The sequence below is a fragment of the Streptomyces sp. NBC_01478 genome (assembly GCF_036227225.1).
Taxonomy (GTDB): domain Bacteria; phylum Actinomycetota; class Actinomycetes; order Streptomycetales; family Streptomycetaceae; genus Streptomyces.
This window is the reverse complement of the sequence record NZ_CP109444.1, coordinates 9778520-9795835: the sequence shown is the minus strand read 5'-3', so window position 1 is coordinate 9795835 and position 17316 is coordinate 9778520. Positions and strand designations below refer to the sequence as shown.

The window sequence follows — 17316 nt, the reverse complement described above, 5'->3', positions numbered from 1 at the left end:
GTTCTGCGATGGCCTGCGGCGGCGCATGAGTGCCTCCCGGATCGGTGGGGGAACCAGTCGCCCAACTGGACAACCAGGTGTGTGAATCGATTCAAAAAGATCGACTGCGGGGACCTGGAGGCGGAAGGGCAACGGGTACGCGAGATGACTCGCCGAAGTTCGCACCGATGATGGGCGCCGGGTGAGCGGGTGTCAACCCATCGCGAAAGCCTTCAACTCCCGAGTAAAAAGCGCGCCTTACGACATTGACAGGGCCGCACCAAGCCGGTTCACTGCGTCGAGGACGGTAGAGGTATGGACCATTGATCCAGAGCTGAATCCATTCACACCCGGCGTCCCCCATCGTGAAATCGAGGCGAGTTCCGGTGTCCCTACATGACTTCGACATCGTTGTCAGACCACGGTTCCTCAGTTTTCTGCTGACGGCCGCCCTCGCGTTCGTGGCACTGGTACCGGCCGCGACGCCGGCGGCCTCCGCAACCCAGGTGTGCGTCCTGGCCTGTGACACGCTGGATCCTTCGCAGGCCAGGCAGGAAACGTTTCCAGTGCCGGACAAGACGCTCAACGGACGGCGCGTCCAGCTCCATGTGTCCGACGCGGACGACATGGCGTGGGCCAGCATCGACAACGGCGCGACCGGTGACGCGGTGTGGTTGGACCGTTCCTGGGACGGCGGCGCCACCTGGGACGGCCTGCTCGGCAAGGCGAGCATCCCGAGCACCTGGACCGGTACCAGGACGCTGATGTACAACATCACCGACCCGCGCAACCACAAGCGCGGCCTGGTCCGGGCCTGCGGCGACGCGGCCGGCGTCGGCTGCACGAACTGGGTCTACCCCACGGTCTGCGACACCCTCTGCGACGGCACGAGCGCGGGCCAGGCGGCGGGCGACGAGCAGCCGGTCCCGTCGACGACCCTGTACGGCCGGACGATTCGGCTGCACGTCGACCAGAAGAACGCGGCGGCCTGGGCGAGCATCGACACCGGTGGCGCCGGTGACGAGATCTGGCTGGACCGTTCCTGGGACGGCGGCTCGACCTGGCCGGACGGTTCCTCCCTCGGCCGTACCAGCACCCCGTCCGGAGCGACCACGACCCGCACCGCGATGTACGCGACCCGTGATCCGCGCGGTCTCCTCTACGGCGGCGCGGTCCGCGCCTGCGGCCGGGAGGCGAGCCACAACGAGGGCAGTTGCACCGCGTGGTACCGGCCCGTGCCGAGCAGGGCACGCGCGGCGGCGGACGCGCTGATGACGTCGTACGACCCCTACAACGGCTGGTGGCCCAGCAGTTGGTGGAACTCGGCGGCCACCCTCACCTCCGTCATCGACTTCGCGAAGACCACGGGCACGCACGACTACGACTGGGTCATCGCCCGCACCTTCGACCAGAACAAGGGCGTCTTCCCGGCCGGGACGCGGAGTTCGGACGCGATCGAGGGCGACTTCATCAGCCGGTCGATCGACGACTCGGGCTGGTGGGCGATCGCGTGGATCGACGCGTACGACTACACGCACGACGCGCGCTACCTCAACGAGGCGGTCACCATCGCCAATTACATCCAGCAGTACTGGGACACCGGCACCTGCGGCGGTGGCGTGTGGTGGGACCGGGAGAAGACCTACAAGAACGCGGTGACGAACGGGCAGTACCTGTGGCTGACCACCGCGCTGCACCAGCGCGTCGCGGGCGACACCGTGTGGCTCCAGCGGGCGAAGACCTCGGCCGCCTGGTACCGGGCCAGCGGGATGATCAACTCCTCGGGGCTGGTCAACGACGGATTGAGCTCGTCCTGCGCCAACAACGGCTCCACCGTGTGGAGTTACAACCAGGGGCTGGCCATCGGCGCCTTCACGGAGTTGTGGAAGACGACCGGCGACAGCTCGCTGCTGGCCACCGCCCGCACCCTGGCGGACGCGGCGATCAGCAGTCCGACGCTGACCGTCGGCGGGGTGCTCACCGAATCCTGCGACGTCGGCTCCGCGTCCTGCGACGACAACCAGAAGCAGTTCAAGGGCATCTTCGTGCGGAACTTCGCCGACCTGGCGAAGGCGACCGGCTCCAGCACCTACCGCGCCTACATCCAGAAGCAGGCCGACACCCTGTGGGCGCAGGACCGGTCCAACCTCAACGCGCTCGGTGAACGCTGGGCGGGCACCAGCCCCAACCAGACCGACTGGCGTACGCAGGCCAGCGCGCTCGGCGCGCTCGCGGCCGCCGCGGGCTGAGCGCAGGGCGGGTGCGGGACTCCGGGGGTGACGGCGGCCTGGTTGCGTTCCTCGGACGCGACCAGGCCGCCGTGCAGCAGCCACCCACTCCAGGAGCAGGCGAAGAGCACCACCCACACGGAACCCTGCGCGGCGCCGACGTCCTGCTCGTCGGCGCCCTGCTGGTGGGTGTCGGACCTCGTGGCGGACGGCCGGCCGGTGCTCTGGTCCGGCACGGACGCCCCCGGCCGCCCAGGACCTCACCGGCAGCCCGCGCGTCGACGTCTGGATCGACAGGAACGGCTTCCTGCACCAGGAGTTGACCGCCGACGGCCGCTACGACGAGACCCGCGGCGGCCGCCCGCACAGCGGATCACTGGAACCCGGCGCGCAGCCGGGCCTCCGCCCCTGGGTCCGCTCGTGGGTGGAGGTCCAGGGCCGCCAACGCGGCGCCGAGCAACGGCGGTTGAGTGCACACTACCGGGCGGACGCCCGGTACGGCGTCGCCGAGTCTGCGTTCGACGTCGTCGAGGAGGGCCCGGTGGCCGGCGGCCAACACGCTGCCGCCGAGGACCACTTCGGGGTCCGGGGCGGTGGCGAGCTGGAGGCGGCACAGGACGGTCAGGGCCATTCTCGCGATCTCCGCCGCGAGGCGTTCGACCAGTTCGCCGGCGATCTCGTCGCCCTCGTCGCGGGCGGTGAAGACCGCCGGGCAGAGTTCGCTGAGGCGCAGTGCGGGGAGGTCGCCGCTGTGCAGGGCGGCGGTGACGTCGGCGACCGCGGGAAGGCCGAAGTGGTCGATCACCGCCGTACGAAGGGCGGTTCGCGGGCCCCGGCCGTCCTCCGCGCGCGCCGCGTGCCACAGCGCCGACGTGCCGACGTCGATGCCGCCGCCCCAGTCCCCCGAGATCCGGCCCAGCGCGGCGAAGCCGGTGGTGCGGCCGTCGGGGGCGACGCCGACGCAGTTGATGCCGGTGCCGCAGACCACGCCGACGCCCCAGGGCCGGCTGGCTCCGGCGCGCAGGACGGCGTAGGAGTCGTTGTCGACCCGCTGCGTGACCGCCCAGCGGCGGGCGCCGACGGCCTCCCGCAACGCCGTGACTTCGTACGGCAGATCGGCCCCGGCGAGGAAAGCCGTGATGCCGTCCACCTCGACGTCGGAGCCCACGCCCGCCGCGGCCATCGCCTCGGCGCGCAGCGCGGCCAGGACGTCCATCGCCGCGTCGACACCCACGGCCTGCGGGCGGAAGCCGCCGCCCCGGGCGCGGCCCAGGATCGTGCCGTCCGTCCTCAGTAGGGCCACGTCGGTCTTGGAGTTGCCGCCGTCGACGGCGAGCAGCAGACCTGAAGTCATCAGGCCCACCACAGGTGTTCGCGGTTGGCGGCGACGAGCCGGGCCGCCAACTCCTCGGCGACCGAGACCTGCCCGACGAGGGGATGCGCCAGCAACGCCGTCGCGACCCGGTCGACCCCGCCGTGCAGGGCCGCTTCGAGGGCCAGTTCCTCGTACGCCGTCACATGGGCGACGAGTCCGGCGAACAGCGGCTCTACGGCCGTGACGGGCAAGGGAGTTGCACCCTGGGCGTCGATGCGGGCCGGGACCTCGATGACGGCGTCGTCGGGGAGGAAGGGCAGGGTGCCGTCGTTGCGGACGTTGGCGACGCGGACGTCACCGGTGTCGGCGGTGAGGGCGTGCACCAACTGCACGGCGGCCTCGGAGTAGTAGGCGCCGCCGCGCCTGTCGAGCAGGGCGGGCTTCTCCGTCAGGGCCGGGTCGGCGTACATCTTCAGCAAGTCGCTCTCCATGCCCGCGACTTGTTCGGCGCGGGAGGGTTCGGTGAGCTGTTCGCGCAGGACCTCGTCGTGGGCGTAGTAGTAGCGCAGGTAGTAGGAGGGCACGACGCCCAGCCTGCGGACCACGTCCAGCGGCATGCGGAGCCGGTCGGCGAGGGCCTGGCCGTGTTCGTCGAGGAGGCGCGGCAGGACGTCCACGCCGTCGAGCCGTACCGCCCGTTCCCAGGTCAGGTGGTTGAGGCCGACGTGGTCCAGGGTGACGCGCTCGTGGTCGACGCCGAGCCAGTCGGCGAAGGTGCGCTGGAAGCCGATGGCGACGTTGCAGAGGCCAACTGCCTTGTGGCCGGCGTCGAGGAGGGCGCGGGTGACGATGCCGACGGGGTTGGTGAAGTCGACGATCCAGGCGTTCGGGGCGCGCCTGGCGACCCGTTCGGCGAGGTCGAGGACGACCGGGACGGTGCGCAGTGCCTTGGCCAACCCGCCTGCGCCGGTGGTCTCCTGGCCGATGCAGCCGCATGCGTGCGGGAGGGTCTCGTCGACGTGCCGGGCGGCCTGGCCGCCGATGCGGAGCTGGAAGAGGACGGCGTCGGTACCGTCGATGCCGGCGTCCGGGTCGGCGGTCGTGGTGATCTTCGCGGGGCTGCCCTGGCGGGCCAGGATGCGGCGCGCGAACGGGGCGATGACCGCGAGCCGGTCCGGGTCGGGGTCGACCAGGGCGATCTCGGTGACGGGCAGGCCCAACCGGGCGAATCCGTCGACCAGTTCGGGGGTGTACGTGGATCCGCCGCCGACCACGGTGATCTTCAACCTTTGACTCCTGTCAGGGTGACGCCCTCGATGAAGGCCTTTTGCGCGAAGAAGAAGACGATGATCACCGGCGCCATCGCGATGAGGGTGGCCGCCATGGTGAGGTTCCACTGCACGGCGTGGGAGGTCTTGAAGGTCGCCAGGCCCAGGGCCAGGGTCCAGTGGGCGGGCGTCTCGCCGGTGTAGATGAGCGGGCCGTAGTAGTCGTTCCAGGCGTTGAAGAAGGAGAAGAGGCCGACCGCGACGAGCGCCGGACGCATCATCGGGAGCACCACCCGGGTGAGGACCCGCAGTTCGCCGCAGCCGTCGATGCGGGCCGCGTTGAGGTAGTCCTCGGGAACGGTGAGCAGGAACTGGCGCAGCAGGAACACCGAAAAGGCGTCCCCGAACAGGGACGGGAGGACCAACGGCCAGATGGTGCCGGTGAGATGGAGCCGGGCCCACATCAAGTACATGGGGATGACGAGGACTTGGGGCGGCAGCATCATCATGGTGATCACGCAGAGGAACGCGGTGTTGCGGCCCTTGAAGCGGAGCCGGGCGAGCGCGTACGCGATGGGGACGCTGGAGAGCAGGGTGGTGGCGGTCGCGGCGACGGCGTAGATCACCGTGTTGGCGAGCCAGGTGCCGATCGGCGCGGTGCTGAAGACGGTGCGGTAGTTGGACCACTGCCAGTGGTGGGGCCACAGGCTGGTGGTGAGGGACTGGCCGTCGGTCATCACCGAGGTCAGGAAGATGAACACGATCGGGCCGATGAAGGCGCAGGCCAGGCCGACGGCGACGGCGTGTTCGGCGATCCAGATCAGTTGCCTGCGGCGGCCGGCCCGGCCGCGTTCGGCCCGGTGGGGTGAGGCGGCGCGGGTCTGCCGGGCGGGTGCGGGGGCGTAGGTCGTCGTCATCGCGGCGACTCCTCGGTGCGAAGGATCTCGGCGTCGTACGTCATCGCGGTGACTCCTCGATGTCGAAGCCGGAGGCGCGGCGGAGCAGGACGACCGTGAAGGCCATCGCCACCACGAAGAGCACCACGGCCAGCGCGCAGGCGTAACCCGCGTGGAACTGGTTGAAGCCGGCGATGTAGAGCTGTTGGGGGAAGGTGAGGGTGGAGCCGTCCGGATAGCCGGGCGCGGGCTGGATGTTGCCGTTGGCGACCTGGGAGGCGACCATCGCCTGGGTGAAGTACTGGAGTCCGGCGATGACTCCGGTGACGGTCGCGAACAGCACGACCGGCGAGATCGTCGGCAGGGTGACGTAGCGGAAGCGGTGCCAGGGGCCGGCGCCGTCCAGTTCGGCGGCCTCGTACAGTTCGGCGGGCACCTCCAGCAGGGCCGCCAGGAAGATCACCATCATCGTGCCGCTGCCCCACAGGGCGAGCAGGGTCAGGGCCGGTTTGGACCAGTCCGGCGAGTTGAACCAGAGCGGGCCGTGGATGCCCAGCAGGCCCAGGATCCGGTTCACCGGGCCGGAGTTGGGGTTGAACATGCAGACGAAGGCGACGGTCGCGGCGACCGGCGGGGCCAGCGCGGGCAGATAGAACAGGGTGCGGAAGACGCTCGCCCCGGCCTTGAGCCGGGCGGTGACCATGGCCACGCCGAGGGCGAAGAGCACCTGCGCCGGGACCATGATCACCACCAGCCAGGCGGTGTTGCGGATCGCGTGCCGGATCAGCGGGTCGCCGTCGAGCAGGTAGCGGTAGTTGCGGAGCCCCACGAACTGCGCCTGGGAGATCATGTTCGAGTTGGTGAAGGACAGCCAGACCGTCATCACCAGCGGGTAGACCAGGAAGACGGCGAAGCCGACCAGGCCGGGGGCGAGGAAGAGCAGGACGCGCAGCCGGTTGCGGCGGACGCGGGTCCTCAACGGCGCGGGGGCGAGCTGGAGTTGGGTGGCCATGACGGTCACTGACCCAGCTTGAGCGCGGCGTTGTTCTGCTTGTCGACGGCGGCCAGGCCGGCCTTCAGGTCGGGTACGCCGCCGCTCTGCCACTTCTCCACGAAGTGACCGAAGTTGGTGAGATAGGCGCCGCCGTCGCCGCTGGCCGGTGTGGTGGTGGTCAGCGGGTTCTTGAAGACCTCCAGGAACGGCGCGAAGTGCGGGTCCTTGGCGAGGCTCAGGGAGGGCGAGTCGAGGGCGGCCGTGGTGGTGGGGACGTTGCCGATGCCGTCGGCCAGTGTGGTCAGCGCGTCGGTGTCGGTGGTGAGGAATTTGATCAACTTCCAGGCCGCGCCCGGGTGTTCGGCGCCGCGCGGCATGCCGATCACGTTGCCGCCGACGTAACCGGCGCCGTAGAGCTGGGACTTGCCGTCGGCGGCCGGCATCGCCACGGTGCCGTAGTCGATGTCCGCCTTGTCGTTCTTGATGAACGCGTTGCGCCACTCGCCGTCGACCATCATGGCCAACTTGCCGGTCTCGAAAGCGTTCTGGGCGGAGAACTCGTCGCCCATGCCGGCCTTGAAGGTGACCAGCTTCTTCGTGCCGAACCAGTCGACGAGGCTCTTCTGCCAGGTGAGCGCCTGGGCGAAGGCGGGGTCGCCGCCGACGTTGGACTGCCCGTCGGCGGTGAGCCACTTGCCGCCCCAGCTCGGGACGAGATGTTCGGTGAGCATCTCGTAGGCGCCGAGATAGGGCATGAAGCCCGCGGTCCTGATCGAGCCGTCCGCGTTGAAGGTGGTCAACTTCTTGGCGTCCGCGGCCAGTTCGGACATGGTCTTCGGCGGGGACGTTATCCCGGCCTGGGCGAAGAGCTTCTTGTTGTAGTACAGGCCGAAGGTGTCGGCGAGCCAGGGCATCGTGCAGCGCTTGCCGCCGAAGGCGGTGTACGACTGGACGGCCTTGGGGATCTGGCTCATGTCCACGTGGTCGGCCTCGATGTCCGGGGTGAGATCCTGGAAGGCCCCGCTGGAACACCAGCCGCCGACGTTCGCGGCGTTGAACGAGGACGCCACGTCAGGCGCGGTGCCGCCGCGGATGGCCTGGTTGACCTTGTCGTCGGTCTGGGCGGCGACGGCCTTGACGGTGATGTAGGGGTATTTCTTGTGGAACTTGGCGAGTACGGCGTTCACCGAGGCGATCTCGTGCGGGGAGCTGAGACCGTGCCAGAAGGTGAGGGTGACCGGGGTGGTGTCGTCGGCGCCGGTGTCCGCCTTCGACGTGGCGCCGCCGGTGGTGCATGCTGCGGCCAGCAGCGCCGTGACCGCGAGCAGCGACGCGGCGACGGTACGGCGGGCGGTGCGGCGGGGGCGGGGGGCGGTGCGGGTGACGGGTCCGCCACGGGACTCGGACATGGAACGAACCTCCGGCGAATTTGCTTACCACTTATTGACCAGTGGGCACATGTTGGGGCACTATTTGGGGACTGTCAAGCAAGCATTTCGGAAGTAACCCGCAGGAAAGATGACCACTGGCGATGGCCACTGGTAAGGAAAGTTGGTAGGAATGGTCAGCGGTGAGAGCCGTTGGGAGAAGCGGGAACGCATCCGCACCCACCTCCTCGATCTGATCGAGGAGACCGGGACCGGGCGCCCGCTCCCGGGCGAACGGCAGTTGTGCGAGGAGCTCGGGGTCTCCCGCCCCACCCTGCGCGCGGTCGTCGACGACTTCGTCCGGGACGGTCTGCTGGTGCGGGAGCACGGGCGCGGCGTCTTCGTCGCCCGCGCCAAGGTCGCCCAGCACCTCAGCGGCAGCGCCCCCGGGCAGCCGCAGGGCCTGGGCGTCGGCGGTGTGGACGGCACCTGGGCGAGCCGCACCCTGGACTTCAAGACCGTCGCCGCCGGACCCCGGATCGGCCGCCGGCTGGGCATCGCGCCCAGCGAGCAGATCCTGCGGGTCACCCGGCTGCGGACGGTGGACGGCGACCCGATGTGTGTGGAGACCCTGCACGTTCCGCACGCGCTGGTCCCGGGGCTGACCGCCCGCGACCTGGAGACCGACTCCTTCTACCGGCTGCTGGGCCGGCGGTACGAGATCCTGCTGACCGACGCCGCGCAGACCATCGAACCGACCGTGGTCGACGAGTGGGAGGCCGAACTCCTCGGCGTCTCCGTGCACACCCCGGCCCTGCTCTTCGAACGGGCGGCCAGGGACGCGACGGGCCGGGTCGTCGAGTTCACCCGCTCCGTCTACCGCGGTGACCGCTACCGCATCTTCACCAGGCTGTCGTTGGCGGCGCAGCCGGACGGCGGACGGGTCGTCGACGGCTCCTGGTCGGCGGCCACCACCGTCCCCGGCGCCGACACCCTGGTCTTCGACCCCTACTGGACCAACTAGCCACTCCCCTCCCCCAGTTCACCGCGCCGGCCCGCCGGCCGACGCGGCGATCCCGCACGCCCTTCCCCACCTGAACATCCCCACCCGAACCGTCCCCGTCCGAACGCCCCCATCCGAAAGGACCGCTCATGTTCCGCCATGCTCTGACCGTGAGCGGCGTCGTGGCCTGCACGGTCACCACGCTGCTTGCCTGTACGGCCTCGGTCCCGGCCGGCGCCACCACGTCCGCCACCTCTGGCGTCCAGCTCCAGACCTGGCTCTACCCCGGATCGACCGGCGACTCCCAGTGCACCGCGCCGAGCGAGTACGCCGACGGCCGGGTGAAGGACGGCGCGCTCAACCCCGAGTACTGGACGGTCGGCGACGACGGATCGGTCACCCTGGAGACCACCGCCGACGGACTGTGCAACACCTACAGCGCCGCCAACGTCGCCGACCTGAAGGCGCACTCCGCGAACCAGTACCCGACGCTCTCCGGCATGACCACCACCGCCGTCCACGCCCTGGTCAAGAGCAAGAGCACCCGTACGGCGGCCGTCACCAAGGTCACCTCCCTCGTCAACGACGCCGGGCTCAGCGGTGTCGACGTCGACCTGGAGGACTACTGGTCCTGGAGCACCGCCGACTTCACCAACTACAAGACGTTCCTGGGCCAGTTGGCCACCGCCCTGCACGCGAGCGGCAAGCGGCTCCAGGTCGACGCGCCCGCGATGACCGAGGACGCCTCCTTCTACGACTACGCGTCCGTGGTCGCCACCGGCGTCGACGACCTGGTGATCATGGCGTACGACGAGGAGTTCGACACCGCGTCCGGGGACCGCTGCCTGCCCATCAGCCCCTACGACTGGCTGAAGAACGTCACCACCTACGCGCAGAGCAAGGTCACCGACCCCGACCACCTGATCATCGGTCTGCCGTCCTACGGCTACAGCGCGCCCGACCCCTGCGACCTCAACTCCGTTACCGGCAACATCCAGTTCAGCGCCATGCGGCAGAGCCCCGGCTTCTCCAGCGACCCGGCGACCATCGAGAGCCGCCGGGACGCCTCCTCCGGCGAGATCCGCTGGACCTCCGGCGGTGTCCTCTACGACTACGTCGACAGTGTCGCCATGGACCGCAAGCTCGCGGTGCTGAAGGGCCTCGGCGTCACCAAGGTCTCGGTGTGGTCGCTGGGCGGCGGGAACCCCTGGTTCTCCAACTGATCCGTACGACACGCCGATGCGGCGGGCACCCTCGAACTCGACTCGGTGTCCGCCGCATCAACTTCCCTCAGCGGACAGGGGTGTTGAGGACGTGGTCGCGGGACGCCCTGACCTCGGCACGCAGGGCGGGCAGGTCCACGTCGAGCACGTGACCGTCCCACTTGCGCGGCTGCCCGTCCACGAACACGGCGGTGATGTTGCGGGCGTCGGTGCCCGACACCAGGGTGCCGATCGGGTCGTTGAGCGGCATGTTGTTGAGGTCCTCGGCCTGGACCACCACCAGGTCGGCCTTCTTGCCGGGGGTGAGCGAGCCGGTGACGTCGCCTAGGCCGTTGGTCCGGGCGCCCTGGAGGGTGGCGAAGTCGAGGACGTCGTGCGTGGTGATGCGGGAGAGCTCGCCGCCGGTGCCGTAGGCGGCGTTGACCGCGCGCATCCGCTGGATCGCGAGCAGGGCCCGCATCTGGGTGAACAGGTCGCTGGCGAGGGCGACTTCGACATCGATGCTCAGTCCGGGGCGGATGCCGACGGCGAGTGCCTCGTCCACCGCGGGGATCGCCGTCTCCAGTCCGATCTGCGCGTCCGAGGTGGGGGCCAGCGCGACCGTCGTACCGGACTCCCCCATCGTCTTCCAGGCCTCGGAGGTCAGACCCGTGGCGTGGATCAGGGTGACGTCGGGGCCGAGGACGCCGTGCTCCGCCCAGGACAGTACGGCCTTGGACCCGGAGGCGCCGAAGACCGCGTCGACGCTCACGCCGATGCCCAAGTCCGCTGCGGTGCGGGCGAGTTCGGGACCGTAGGCGAGGGCGGGGCCGGCGATCTCGTCGGTGGCCAGGGTCGCCAGGCGCAGCGTGAGGAGCTGGTCGTCGCTGCTGAAGTAGCGGTCCTTGAGGCGGGTCAGGTCGGCCGGCCACTGGCGGTCCCAGTCGCCGAAGTGCGGGCCCATGGAGGCGTGGACGCCGCGGATGCCGGTGTCGCGGAGGGCTTCGATCGCGGCTTCGGAGTGTTCGCGGGTACGGGAGTTGTGCGAGAAGTCGAGCATGGTGGTGATGCCGCTGTCGAGCGCGGTGAGCGCCGCGAGTCTGGTGCCGGTGTACATGTCCTCGGGTCGGTAGAGGGTGGCGTATCCGGCGAGGGTGGTCATCACATAGCCGCCGAGGTCGTCGACGTCGGGCATGATCCGGCGCAACTGGGCCTCCCAGGCGTGCCGGTGGGTGTCGACGAGACCGGGCGCCAGGATCGTGCCGGAGGCGTCGACGACCACCGCGCCGTCCGCTGCCAGGTCCGGCCCGATCGCGGCGATGCGGTCGCCCTCGACGAGCAAGTCGCCCTGGACAGTGCCCAGTTCGGGGTCCATCGTGACGATGGTCGCACTGGTGAAGAGGATGCGCCGGCCGGGGTCGGCGGCCTGGCGGCGAAGTCGGTCGAGAAGGCCGGTGGTGTCGTGGGTGTTCATGAGAGGCCCCTTTCGGGCGAGTCGAGACGGTGTCGGGGTGGCTTCGCGTGCGGGATGCGGTTCAGGGCCTGCCCAGGCGGACTTCCTCCACGTCGAGGACCTCCTGCACGGACCGCAGGACGATGTCGTCGATACGGCCGCTGTCGCGCAGGTCGGTGAGGGTGTCGCGTTTGACCTGGAGCAGGGCCAGTCGGAGCCTGCGGACGCTCTCGCGGCGGTGCGCGGAGCCGGGTGCCGGGGCCGTGCGGTCCTCGATGTCCTGGACCATGCGCGCGCTGTCCTCCTCGGGCACCCCGAACCGCTCGGCCAGTTCCGGCAGGGCGTCGAGGGCGGCGCTGCTCAACCGGCAGCGGGCGAGGGTGAGTTCGGCGCTCTTGTCCTCGTCGGCCGGGAAGCGGGCCCGGCGGACCACGGCCGGCAGGGTGGGGCCGAGCAGGGTGAGGGTGACGACGATGACGACCGCGGTGAGGAACACGACGGCGTCCCGCTGCTCGACGACCCGCCCTTCGGCGGTCGTGGCGGGCACGGTCAGTGCGGCGGCCAGCGAGATGGCGCCGCGCATCCCGGCCCAGGCCAGCGGCAGCCGCTGCGGGGCGGTGATCCGGCGGTCCCGCTGCCGGGGACGCCGGTCCAGGAGCCGTACGAGATAGGGCACCGAGTAGAACCAGAGCAGCCGGGTGCCGAGCACCGCGACGCTCACCGCGAGGGCGGCGGCTGTCGCTTGCAGGAGCGACACGGACGTCAACGCCCTTACAGTGGCGGGCAGTTGGATCCCGACGAGGACGAACAGGGCGCCGTTGAGGAGATAACTGGCCACCTCACAGAAGGCGACGGCCTGGATCCGGGCCTCGGACCCGATGACACGCGGCCCGAACCGGGCGGACACCAGACCGCACACGACGACCGCCAACACGCCGGAGACATGCAGGAGTTCGGCGGGGAGGTAGGCGAGGAAGGGGGTCGCGACGCTCAGCACGCTGTGCAGCAGCGGTTCGGGCAGCCGACGCCTGACCGGGATCAGCAGCAGGGCGACCGCGGCCCCGATCGCGATGCCGCCGGCGTAGGACGCGACGAAGGCGAGCGCCGTGCCGGACCAGGAGAAGGGGTGCTCGTCGGTGACGACGTCGATGGTCACGGCCAGCAGGACCAGCGCGGTCCCGTCGTTGAGGAGGCTCTCGGTGCGCAGCACGGTGAGGATGCGGCGCGGCATGGCCTTGGCGACGGCGGCGACGGCCGCCGCGTCCGTCGGGGCGAGCACGGCGCCGAGGACGAAGGCGATCGGCCAGCCGTAGCCCAGCGCGTGGGCCACGACGGCGACCGCGGCGGCGGTGGCGAGGACCAGCCCGGTGGACTGGAGCGCGATGCTGCGGAAGTTGGCGCGGATCTCCCGCACCGAGGAGGTCAGCGCCTCCCAGTACAGCAGCGCGGGCAGGAAGAGGAACAGGACGACGTCCGGGGACAGCGCGAACGACGAGAAGGACGGCGTCAGTCCCACGAGGGTGCCCGCGGCGAGCAGCAGCAGGGGTTCGCTCAGGCCCGTGCGCCGCGACAGCCGGCCCATGAGCAGGACGGCGGCCGCGACGACGACGATCAGTTCCAGGCTGTCCATGGCCGTGCCGGGTTACGCGCGGTACAGGACGAGGTGCTCGTGGTAGAGCACGCCGTCGCGGACGTCACCGGTGGCGGTGAAGCCGGTGTCGTCGACGTAGTCGATGTGGTCGCCGGTGACGGTGTAGCTGCCGGTGTAGGCGCTCCGCCGGTCGCCGCGGGCCTCGTCGTAGCGGCCGTTCGGGAGGAGTTCCTGCCGGATGTGGCCGTCGGCGGTGACCCACATGCCGACGAAGGGGTGCGGTGCTGCGTTCGTGTTCATGGCTCCACGGTCGCGTTGCCGCGCGGGGGTAACCAGGCCACGCCTCTCCTGGGTGTGCGGCACCCACCTTCAGGTCTTCGTTCAGGAAGGGCGGCTCTCCGAGGTGGGCAGGACCGGTCCAACGGCGGCGTCGAAGGCGTGGGTCACCTCGGGGGCGGTGCCGGGCAGGAGCAGGGCACGGGCGCGGTCCTCGAAGCCCCGGTCGGTCGTGGTGAGCCGGTTGTGGTGCTGGGCGAGGTGTTCGGACCAGGTGCCGACGAGGTAGTTCTCGATGAACCGGCCGGGTTCGTTGCCGTCCTGGAAAAGGCCCCAAGTGATGGCGCCCGTACGGCGGCGGGAGTGGGCGACGCGGTCCATGGCGTCGATGAACGCCGCGCTGTCGTCCGGCGCGACGCGATACACGACGGACACCAGCACCGGGCCGTCGGACGGACCAGGCACGAAGACCAGCGGCGGGGTCGGCCAGTGGTCGGAGAGAGTCGGATCGATGCCCTCCATGCCGTAGAGCCGCCATCTGTAGAGGCTGAGTGCGCTGAGCAGCATCGCGGCGGTGCCGATGAGGAGGGCGGTGGTCAGGCCCAGCCATTGCACCAGGGCGCCCCACACGGGGGCGGCGAGAGCCTGGCCGCCCTGGAAGACCAGTAGGTAGACGGCGAGTCCGCGGGCCCGGACCCAGCCGGGGAGCCGGGTCTGCATCGCCGCGTTGAGGGTGGACAGGACGCCGATCCAGGCCACCCCTGCGGGCAGCAGCACGAGGATCGCGACCCAGGTGATGTGCACGGTTGCGAGGACCAGGAGGACGAGGGCGAACATGACGGCGCCGGCGGCCAAGATGCCGTTGATACCGAGGTGTTGGCGCAGCCACGGCAGCGCGAACGCGCCCGCCACCGCGCCGAACCCGACCGCGCCGAGCAGCAGGCCGTAACCGCCCGACCCCATCCCGAGCGAGTCGGCGGCGATCAGCGGGAGCAGGGACCACAGCGCCGCCGCGCCGGGGATGAACAGGGCGGTGCGCAGCAGGACGCGGCGGATGCCTGGAGCGTTCCAAACGTAGCGGCGGCCCGCGTACAGCGCGGTCAGGAGCCGTTCCTGCCGGTCGGCGGGGACGGTGGTCTTCGGGCGGTGCCACAGCAGCAGGACGGCGGCGATCCCGAGAAATGACACCGCGTTGAAGCCGAACACCCAGCCCGCGCCGGCCGCCGCGACCACGACGCCGCCGAGCGCCGGACCGACCGCCCGTGCGAGGTTCATGTTCACCGCGCCCAGTGCGGACGCCTGCCCCAACTGCTCCCGCTCCACCAGCTCCGGCTGGATGGCCTGCCACGACGGCCCCATCAGAGCGGTCCCGCAGCCGAGGAGGAAGGTGAGAGCAAGCAGGGGTACGGCGGACAGCGCGTCCGCGAAGGCCAGGACGGTCAGCACCGCCGACACGGCGAACATCGCGCACTGCGCCACCAGCAGCAGCGCCCGCCGGTCGAACCGGTCGGCGAGCACGCCCGAGGGCAGCGCCAGCAGCACGATCGGCAGACTCGACGCCGTCTGCACCAGCGTCACCATCGTCGCGCCGTGCCCGAGCAGCAGCCACTGCGCGCCGACGGTCTGCATCCAGGTGCCGATGTTCGACACGAACTGGGCGATCCACAGCGCCCGGAACACGGGGCGGGCCAGCGGCGCCCACGCCGAGCCGGACCGTGCTTCACTCCCGGACGTCTTACTGGCGCTCATGGTGCTGCTCCTGAGGCGAAGTCGATGGTCGAGAAGAAGGTACGCCCGCCGGTCAGAAGCAGCCGTCCAACGGGTCGAGCGCGCCGCCGAGTTGGTGCGGCACGGACGGTACGTGGTCGAAGTCTCCACGTCGCTCGCGCCAGGCGCGCTGCTCCTCGGAGTCGGTGGCCGCGTCAGTGAGGGCATGGGCCTGTCGTACGCCGGTCGCCGCCTGGAAGCCGCCGAAGCGGGCCACCGGACTCCAGGCCGGGCTGATCTCCGGCAGCGGTGCGGCGATGTTCTCGTAGTCGCCCGCCGCGTACACGATCCTGCCGCCGGCCACGGTAACCAGGGCCTCGATACGGTCGATGTCCTCGTCGGCGACGGAGAAGTAGTCGGCGGACAGGACCGTCAGGTCGCCGTACTTGCCCTCGGTGATCGTGCCCTTCACGTCGGCCTCGCCGGTCAGTTGGGCGCCTGCGCTGGTGTACATCTCCAGGGCGGTGGAACGGTCCACGCGGTTCTCGGCCGGGTAGAGGAGGATGTCGCCGACGGTACGCCCGGTGACCAGCCAGGACAGGGACAGCCACGGGTTGTAGCTGGAGACGCGGGTGGCGTCGGTGCCTGCGGCGACCAGCAGACCGGTGTCGCGCATGGCGCGGATCGGGGGTGCGGTCGCGGCGCGCTCGGCGCCGTAGCGGTCGATGAAGGCCTTGCCCTGGAACATCATGCGGTTCTGGACGGAGACCGCGCCGCCGAGGGCCTTGATCCGGTCCAGGCTCTCCTGGCTCACCGTCTCGGCGTGGTCGAACAACCACCGTGTCCCGTCCGGGAATCCGCCGTCCGCGGCGATCTTCTCGAAGACGTCGAGGTCCTGCCGGATGGTCTCGTCATAGGTGGCGTGAAGGCGGAAGCCCCAGCCGTTGTCGAGCAGCAGCCGGGCCGCCGCCGCCAGGTCTTCCCTTGCGCGGGCGGTGAGTTGGGGGCGGGGCTCGGCGAAGTTCTCGAAGTCGGCCGGGGACCAGGCGAGGTTCTCGCCGGCGCCGTTGCAGCGCAGCCATTCGTCGCCGTCGCCGGGGCTGACCATGCCGATCCAACGGCGCAGGTCGTCGAGTTCCTGCCCGGCGGTCTGCGGGAAGAGGTGGTAGGCGATACGGACGGTCAGCTCGCCGCGCTCGGCGAGTTCGGTGACGGCCGCGTAGTTGTCGGGGAAGTTCTGGAAACCGCCGGCGGCGTCGATGGCGCTGGTGATGCCGAAGCGGTTCAGTTCCCTCAAGTAGTGCCGGGTGGAGCCGAGTTGGTCCTCGGGGGCGAGGATCGGGCCCTTGGCGAGCGTGGAGTAGAGCAGCCCGGCGGCGGGCGCGGCCAGCAGCACGCCGGTGGGGTTGCCCGCGAAGTCGCGGACGATCTCGCCGCCGGGCGGATTCGGCGAGTCCCGCGTGAAGCCGACAGCCTCCAGCGCGGCCCGGTTGAGGATCGCCGACTGGTACAAGTGCAGGACGAACACAGGGGTGTCGGGGGCGGCGGCGTTCAACTCGGAGACGGTCGGCAGCCGCTTCTCCGCGAACTGCTCGCCGGTCCAGCCGCCAACGACCCGCACCCACTGCCCCGTTGGCGTGCGCTCGGCCTGCTCCCGCAGCATCCGCAGCGCGGTGCGCAACGACCGTACGCCGTCCCAGCGCAGCTCCAGCAGATAGTTCAACCCGCCCCGGATGACGTGCAGATGGGAGTCGTTGAGCCCGGGAATCACCCGTCGGCCGAGCGCGTCCACGACCCGGGTGGCGGGGCCGATGTGCGGGGCCACGGTCGCGTCGTCGCCCACGGCGGTGAAGACGCCGTCGGTGATCGCCACGGCGGACGCCGCCGGGCGGGCGGGGTCACCGGTGTGGATGCGGGCGTTGCGGACGACGAGTTGGGCGGGGTTCTCGACTCCGTCGTGCGGGCGTATGCCGCCCACGGGCATGGTGCTGCTGGACACGTCGGCTCCTGAGGTCGGACTCGGCTGGTGGCGGTTCG

General features: G+C 70.4%; 13 protein-coding genes. 3 read left to right on the top strand and 10 right to left on the bottom strand.

Translation table 11 applies throughout. The features are described 5' to 3' along the window. Nucleotides 1-365: 365 nt before the first annotated feature. Entirely contained in the window at nt 366-2228 is a 1863-nt protein-coding gene (locus OG223_RS43780; protein ID WP_329261631.1) for a glycoside hydrolase family 76 protein, read from the top strand. A gap of 352 nt (nt 2229-2580) precedes the next feature. On the opposite strand, the gene OG223_RS43770 is transcribed toward OG223_RS43780, so the two are convergent. From OG223_RS43770 to OG223_RS43750, 5 genes are read right to left on the bottom strand one after another with little or no spacing between them, the layout of a single operon-like run. After that, the gene (locus OG223_RS43770; RefSeq protein ID WP_329261628.1) at nt 2581-3561 is read right to left on the bottom strand and encodes an N-acetylglucosamine kinase; all 981 of its coding nucleotides are present in this window, start codon (nt 3559-3561) and stop codon (nt 2581-2583) included. Further along, a complete protein-coding gene (locus OG223_RS43765; protein ID WP_329261625.1) occupies nt 3561-4808 on the bottom strand; it encodes a 6-phospho-beta-glucosidase in 1248 nt (415 codons plus the stop codon). The genes OG223_RS43770 and OG223_RS43765 overlap by 1 nt, the downstream gene beginning before the upstream one ends. Then, complete coding sequence (locus OG223_RS43760) at nt 4805-5707, bottom strand: carbohydrate ABC transporter permease (protein WP_329261622.1); 903 nt, start codon at nt 5705-5707, stop codon at nt 4805-4807. The genes OG223_RS43765 and OG223_RS43760 overlap by 4 nt, the downstream gene beginning before the upstream one ends. A 40-nt stretch (nt 5708-5747) precedes the next feature. After that, nucleotides 5748-6698 (bottom strand): carbohydrate ABC transporter permease, encoded by a 951-nt coding sequence (locus OG223_RS43755; RefSeq protein ID WP_329265792.1) that lies wholly within the window; start codon nt 6696-6698, stop codon nt 5748-5750. Between the two features lie 5 nt (nt 6699-6703). Beyond that, on the bottom strand, nt 6704-8089 hold the full coding sequence (locus OG223_RS43750; protein ID WP_329261619.1) for an ABC transporter substrate-binding protein: 1386 nt from the start codon (nt 8087-8089) through the stop codon (nt 6704-6706). Nucleotides 8090-8240: 151 nt separating this feature from the next. On the opposite strand from OG223_RS43750, the gene OG223_RS43745 reads away from it, so the two are divergent. Further along, nucleotides 8241-9071 (top strand): GntR family transcriptional regulator, encoded by an 831-nt coding sequence (locus tag OG223_RS43745; RefSeq protein WP_329261617.1) that lies wholly within the window; start codon nt 8241-8243, stop codon nt 9069-9071. 128 nt (nt 9072-9199) lie between these two features. Continuing rightward, on the top strand, nt 9200-10273 hold the full coding sequence (locus OG223_RS43740; protein WP_329261615.1) for a glycosyl hydrolase family 18 protein: 1074 nt from the start codon (nt 9200-9202) through the stop codon (nt 10271-10273). Between the two features lie 67 nt (nt 10274-10340). Here OG223_RS43740 and OG223_RS43735 read toward each other — a convergent pair whose 3' ends face one another. The 5 genes from OG223_RS43735 to OG223_RS43715 all read right to left on the bottom strand — a co-directional run bounded on the left by OG223_RS43735 (nt 10341) and on the right by OG223_RS43715 (nt 17263). Beyond that, entirely contained in the window at nt 10341-11726 is a 1386-nt protein-coding gene (locus tag OG223_RS43735; RefSeq protein ID WP_329261612.1) for an amidohydrolase family protein, read from the bottom strand. A gap of 61 nt (nt 11727-11787) precedes the next feature. After that, nucleotides 11788-13335 carry a Na+/H+ antiporter gene (locus OG223_RS43730; protein ID WP_329261609.1) on the bottom strand — a complete coding sequence of 516 codons (1548 nt, stop codon included), beginning with the start codon at nt 13333-13335 and terminating at the stop codon, nt 11788-11790. Nucleotides 13336-13347: 12 nt separating this feature from the next. Further along, nucleotides 13348-13596, bottom strand: coding sequence for an Atu4866 domain-containing protein (locus OG223_RS43725; protein WP_329261606.1), 249 nt, complete (start codon nt 13594-13596; stop codon nt 13348-13350). Nucleotides 13597-13677: 81 nt separating this feature from the next. Next, a complete protein-coding gene (locus OG223_RS43720; protein WP_329261603.1) occupies nt 13678-15321 on the bottom strand; it encodes an MFS transporter in 1644 nt (547 codons plus the stop codon). A gap of 52 nt (nt 15322-15373) precedes the next feature. Continuing rightward, the gene (locus OG223_RS43715) at nt 15374-17263 is read right to left on the bottom strand and encodes an amidohydrolase (protein WP_329265790.1); all 1890 of its coding nucleotides are present in this window, start codon (nt 17261-17263) and stop codon (nt 15374-15376) included. Nucleotides 17264-17316: the final 53 nt, after the last annotated feature.

Coding starts and splice junctions, on each gene's coding strand:
- OG223_RS43750 (WP_329261619.1), bottom strand. CDS start 8,089: ATGTCCGAGTCCCGTGGCGGACCCGTCACCCGCACCGCCCCCCGCCCC.
- OG223_RS43745 (WP_329261617.1), top strand. CDS start 8,241: ATGGTCAGCGGTGAGAGCCGTTGGGAGAAGCGGGAACGCATCCGCACC.
- OG223_RS43735 (WP_329261612.1), bottom strand. CDS start 11,726: ATGAACACCCACGACACCACCGGCCTTCTCGACCGACTTCGCCGCCAG.
- OG223_RS43760 (WP_329261622.1), bottom strand. CDS start 5,707: ATGACGACGACCTACGCCCCCGCACCCGCCCGGCAGACCCGCGCCGCC.
- OG223_RS43730 (WP_329261609.1), bottom strand. CDS start 13,335: ATGGACAGCCTGGAACTGATCGTCGTCGTCGCGGCCGCCGTCCTGCTC.
- OG223_RS43755 (WP_329265792.1), bottom strand. CDS start 6,698: ATGGCCACCCAACTCCAGCTCGCCCCCGCGCCGTTGAGGACCCGCGTC.
- OG223_RS43720 (WP_329261603.1), bottom strand. CDS start 15,321: ATGAGCGCCAGTAAGACGTCCGGGAGTGAAGCACGGTCCGGCTCGGCG.
- OG223_RS43740 (WP_329261615.1), top strand. CDS start 9,200: ATGTTCCGCCATGCTCTGACCGTGAGCGGCGTCGTGGCCTGCACGGTC.
- OG223_RS43725 (WP_329261606.1), bottom strand. CDS start 13,596: ATGAACACGAACGCAGCACCGCACCCCTTCGTCGGCATGTGGGTCACC.
- OG223_RS43715 (WP_329265790.1), bottom strand. CDS start 17,263: ATGCCCGTGGGCGGCATACGCCCGCACGACGGAGTCGAGAACCCCGCC.
- OG223_RS43770 (WP_329261628.1), bottom strand. CDS start 3,561: ATGACTTCAGGTCTGCTGCTCGCCGTCGACGGCGGCAACTCCAAGACC.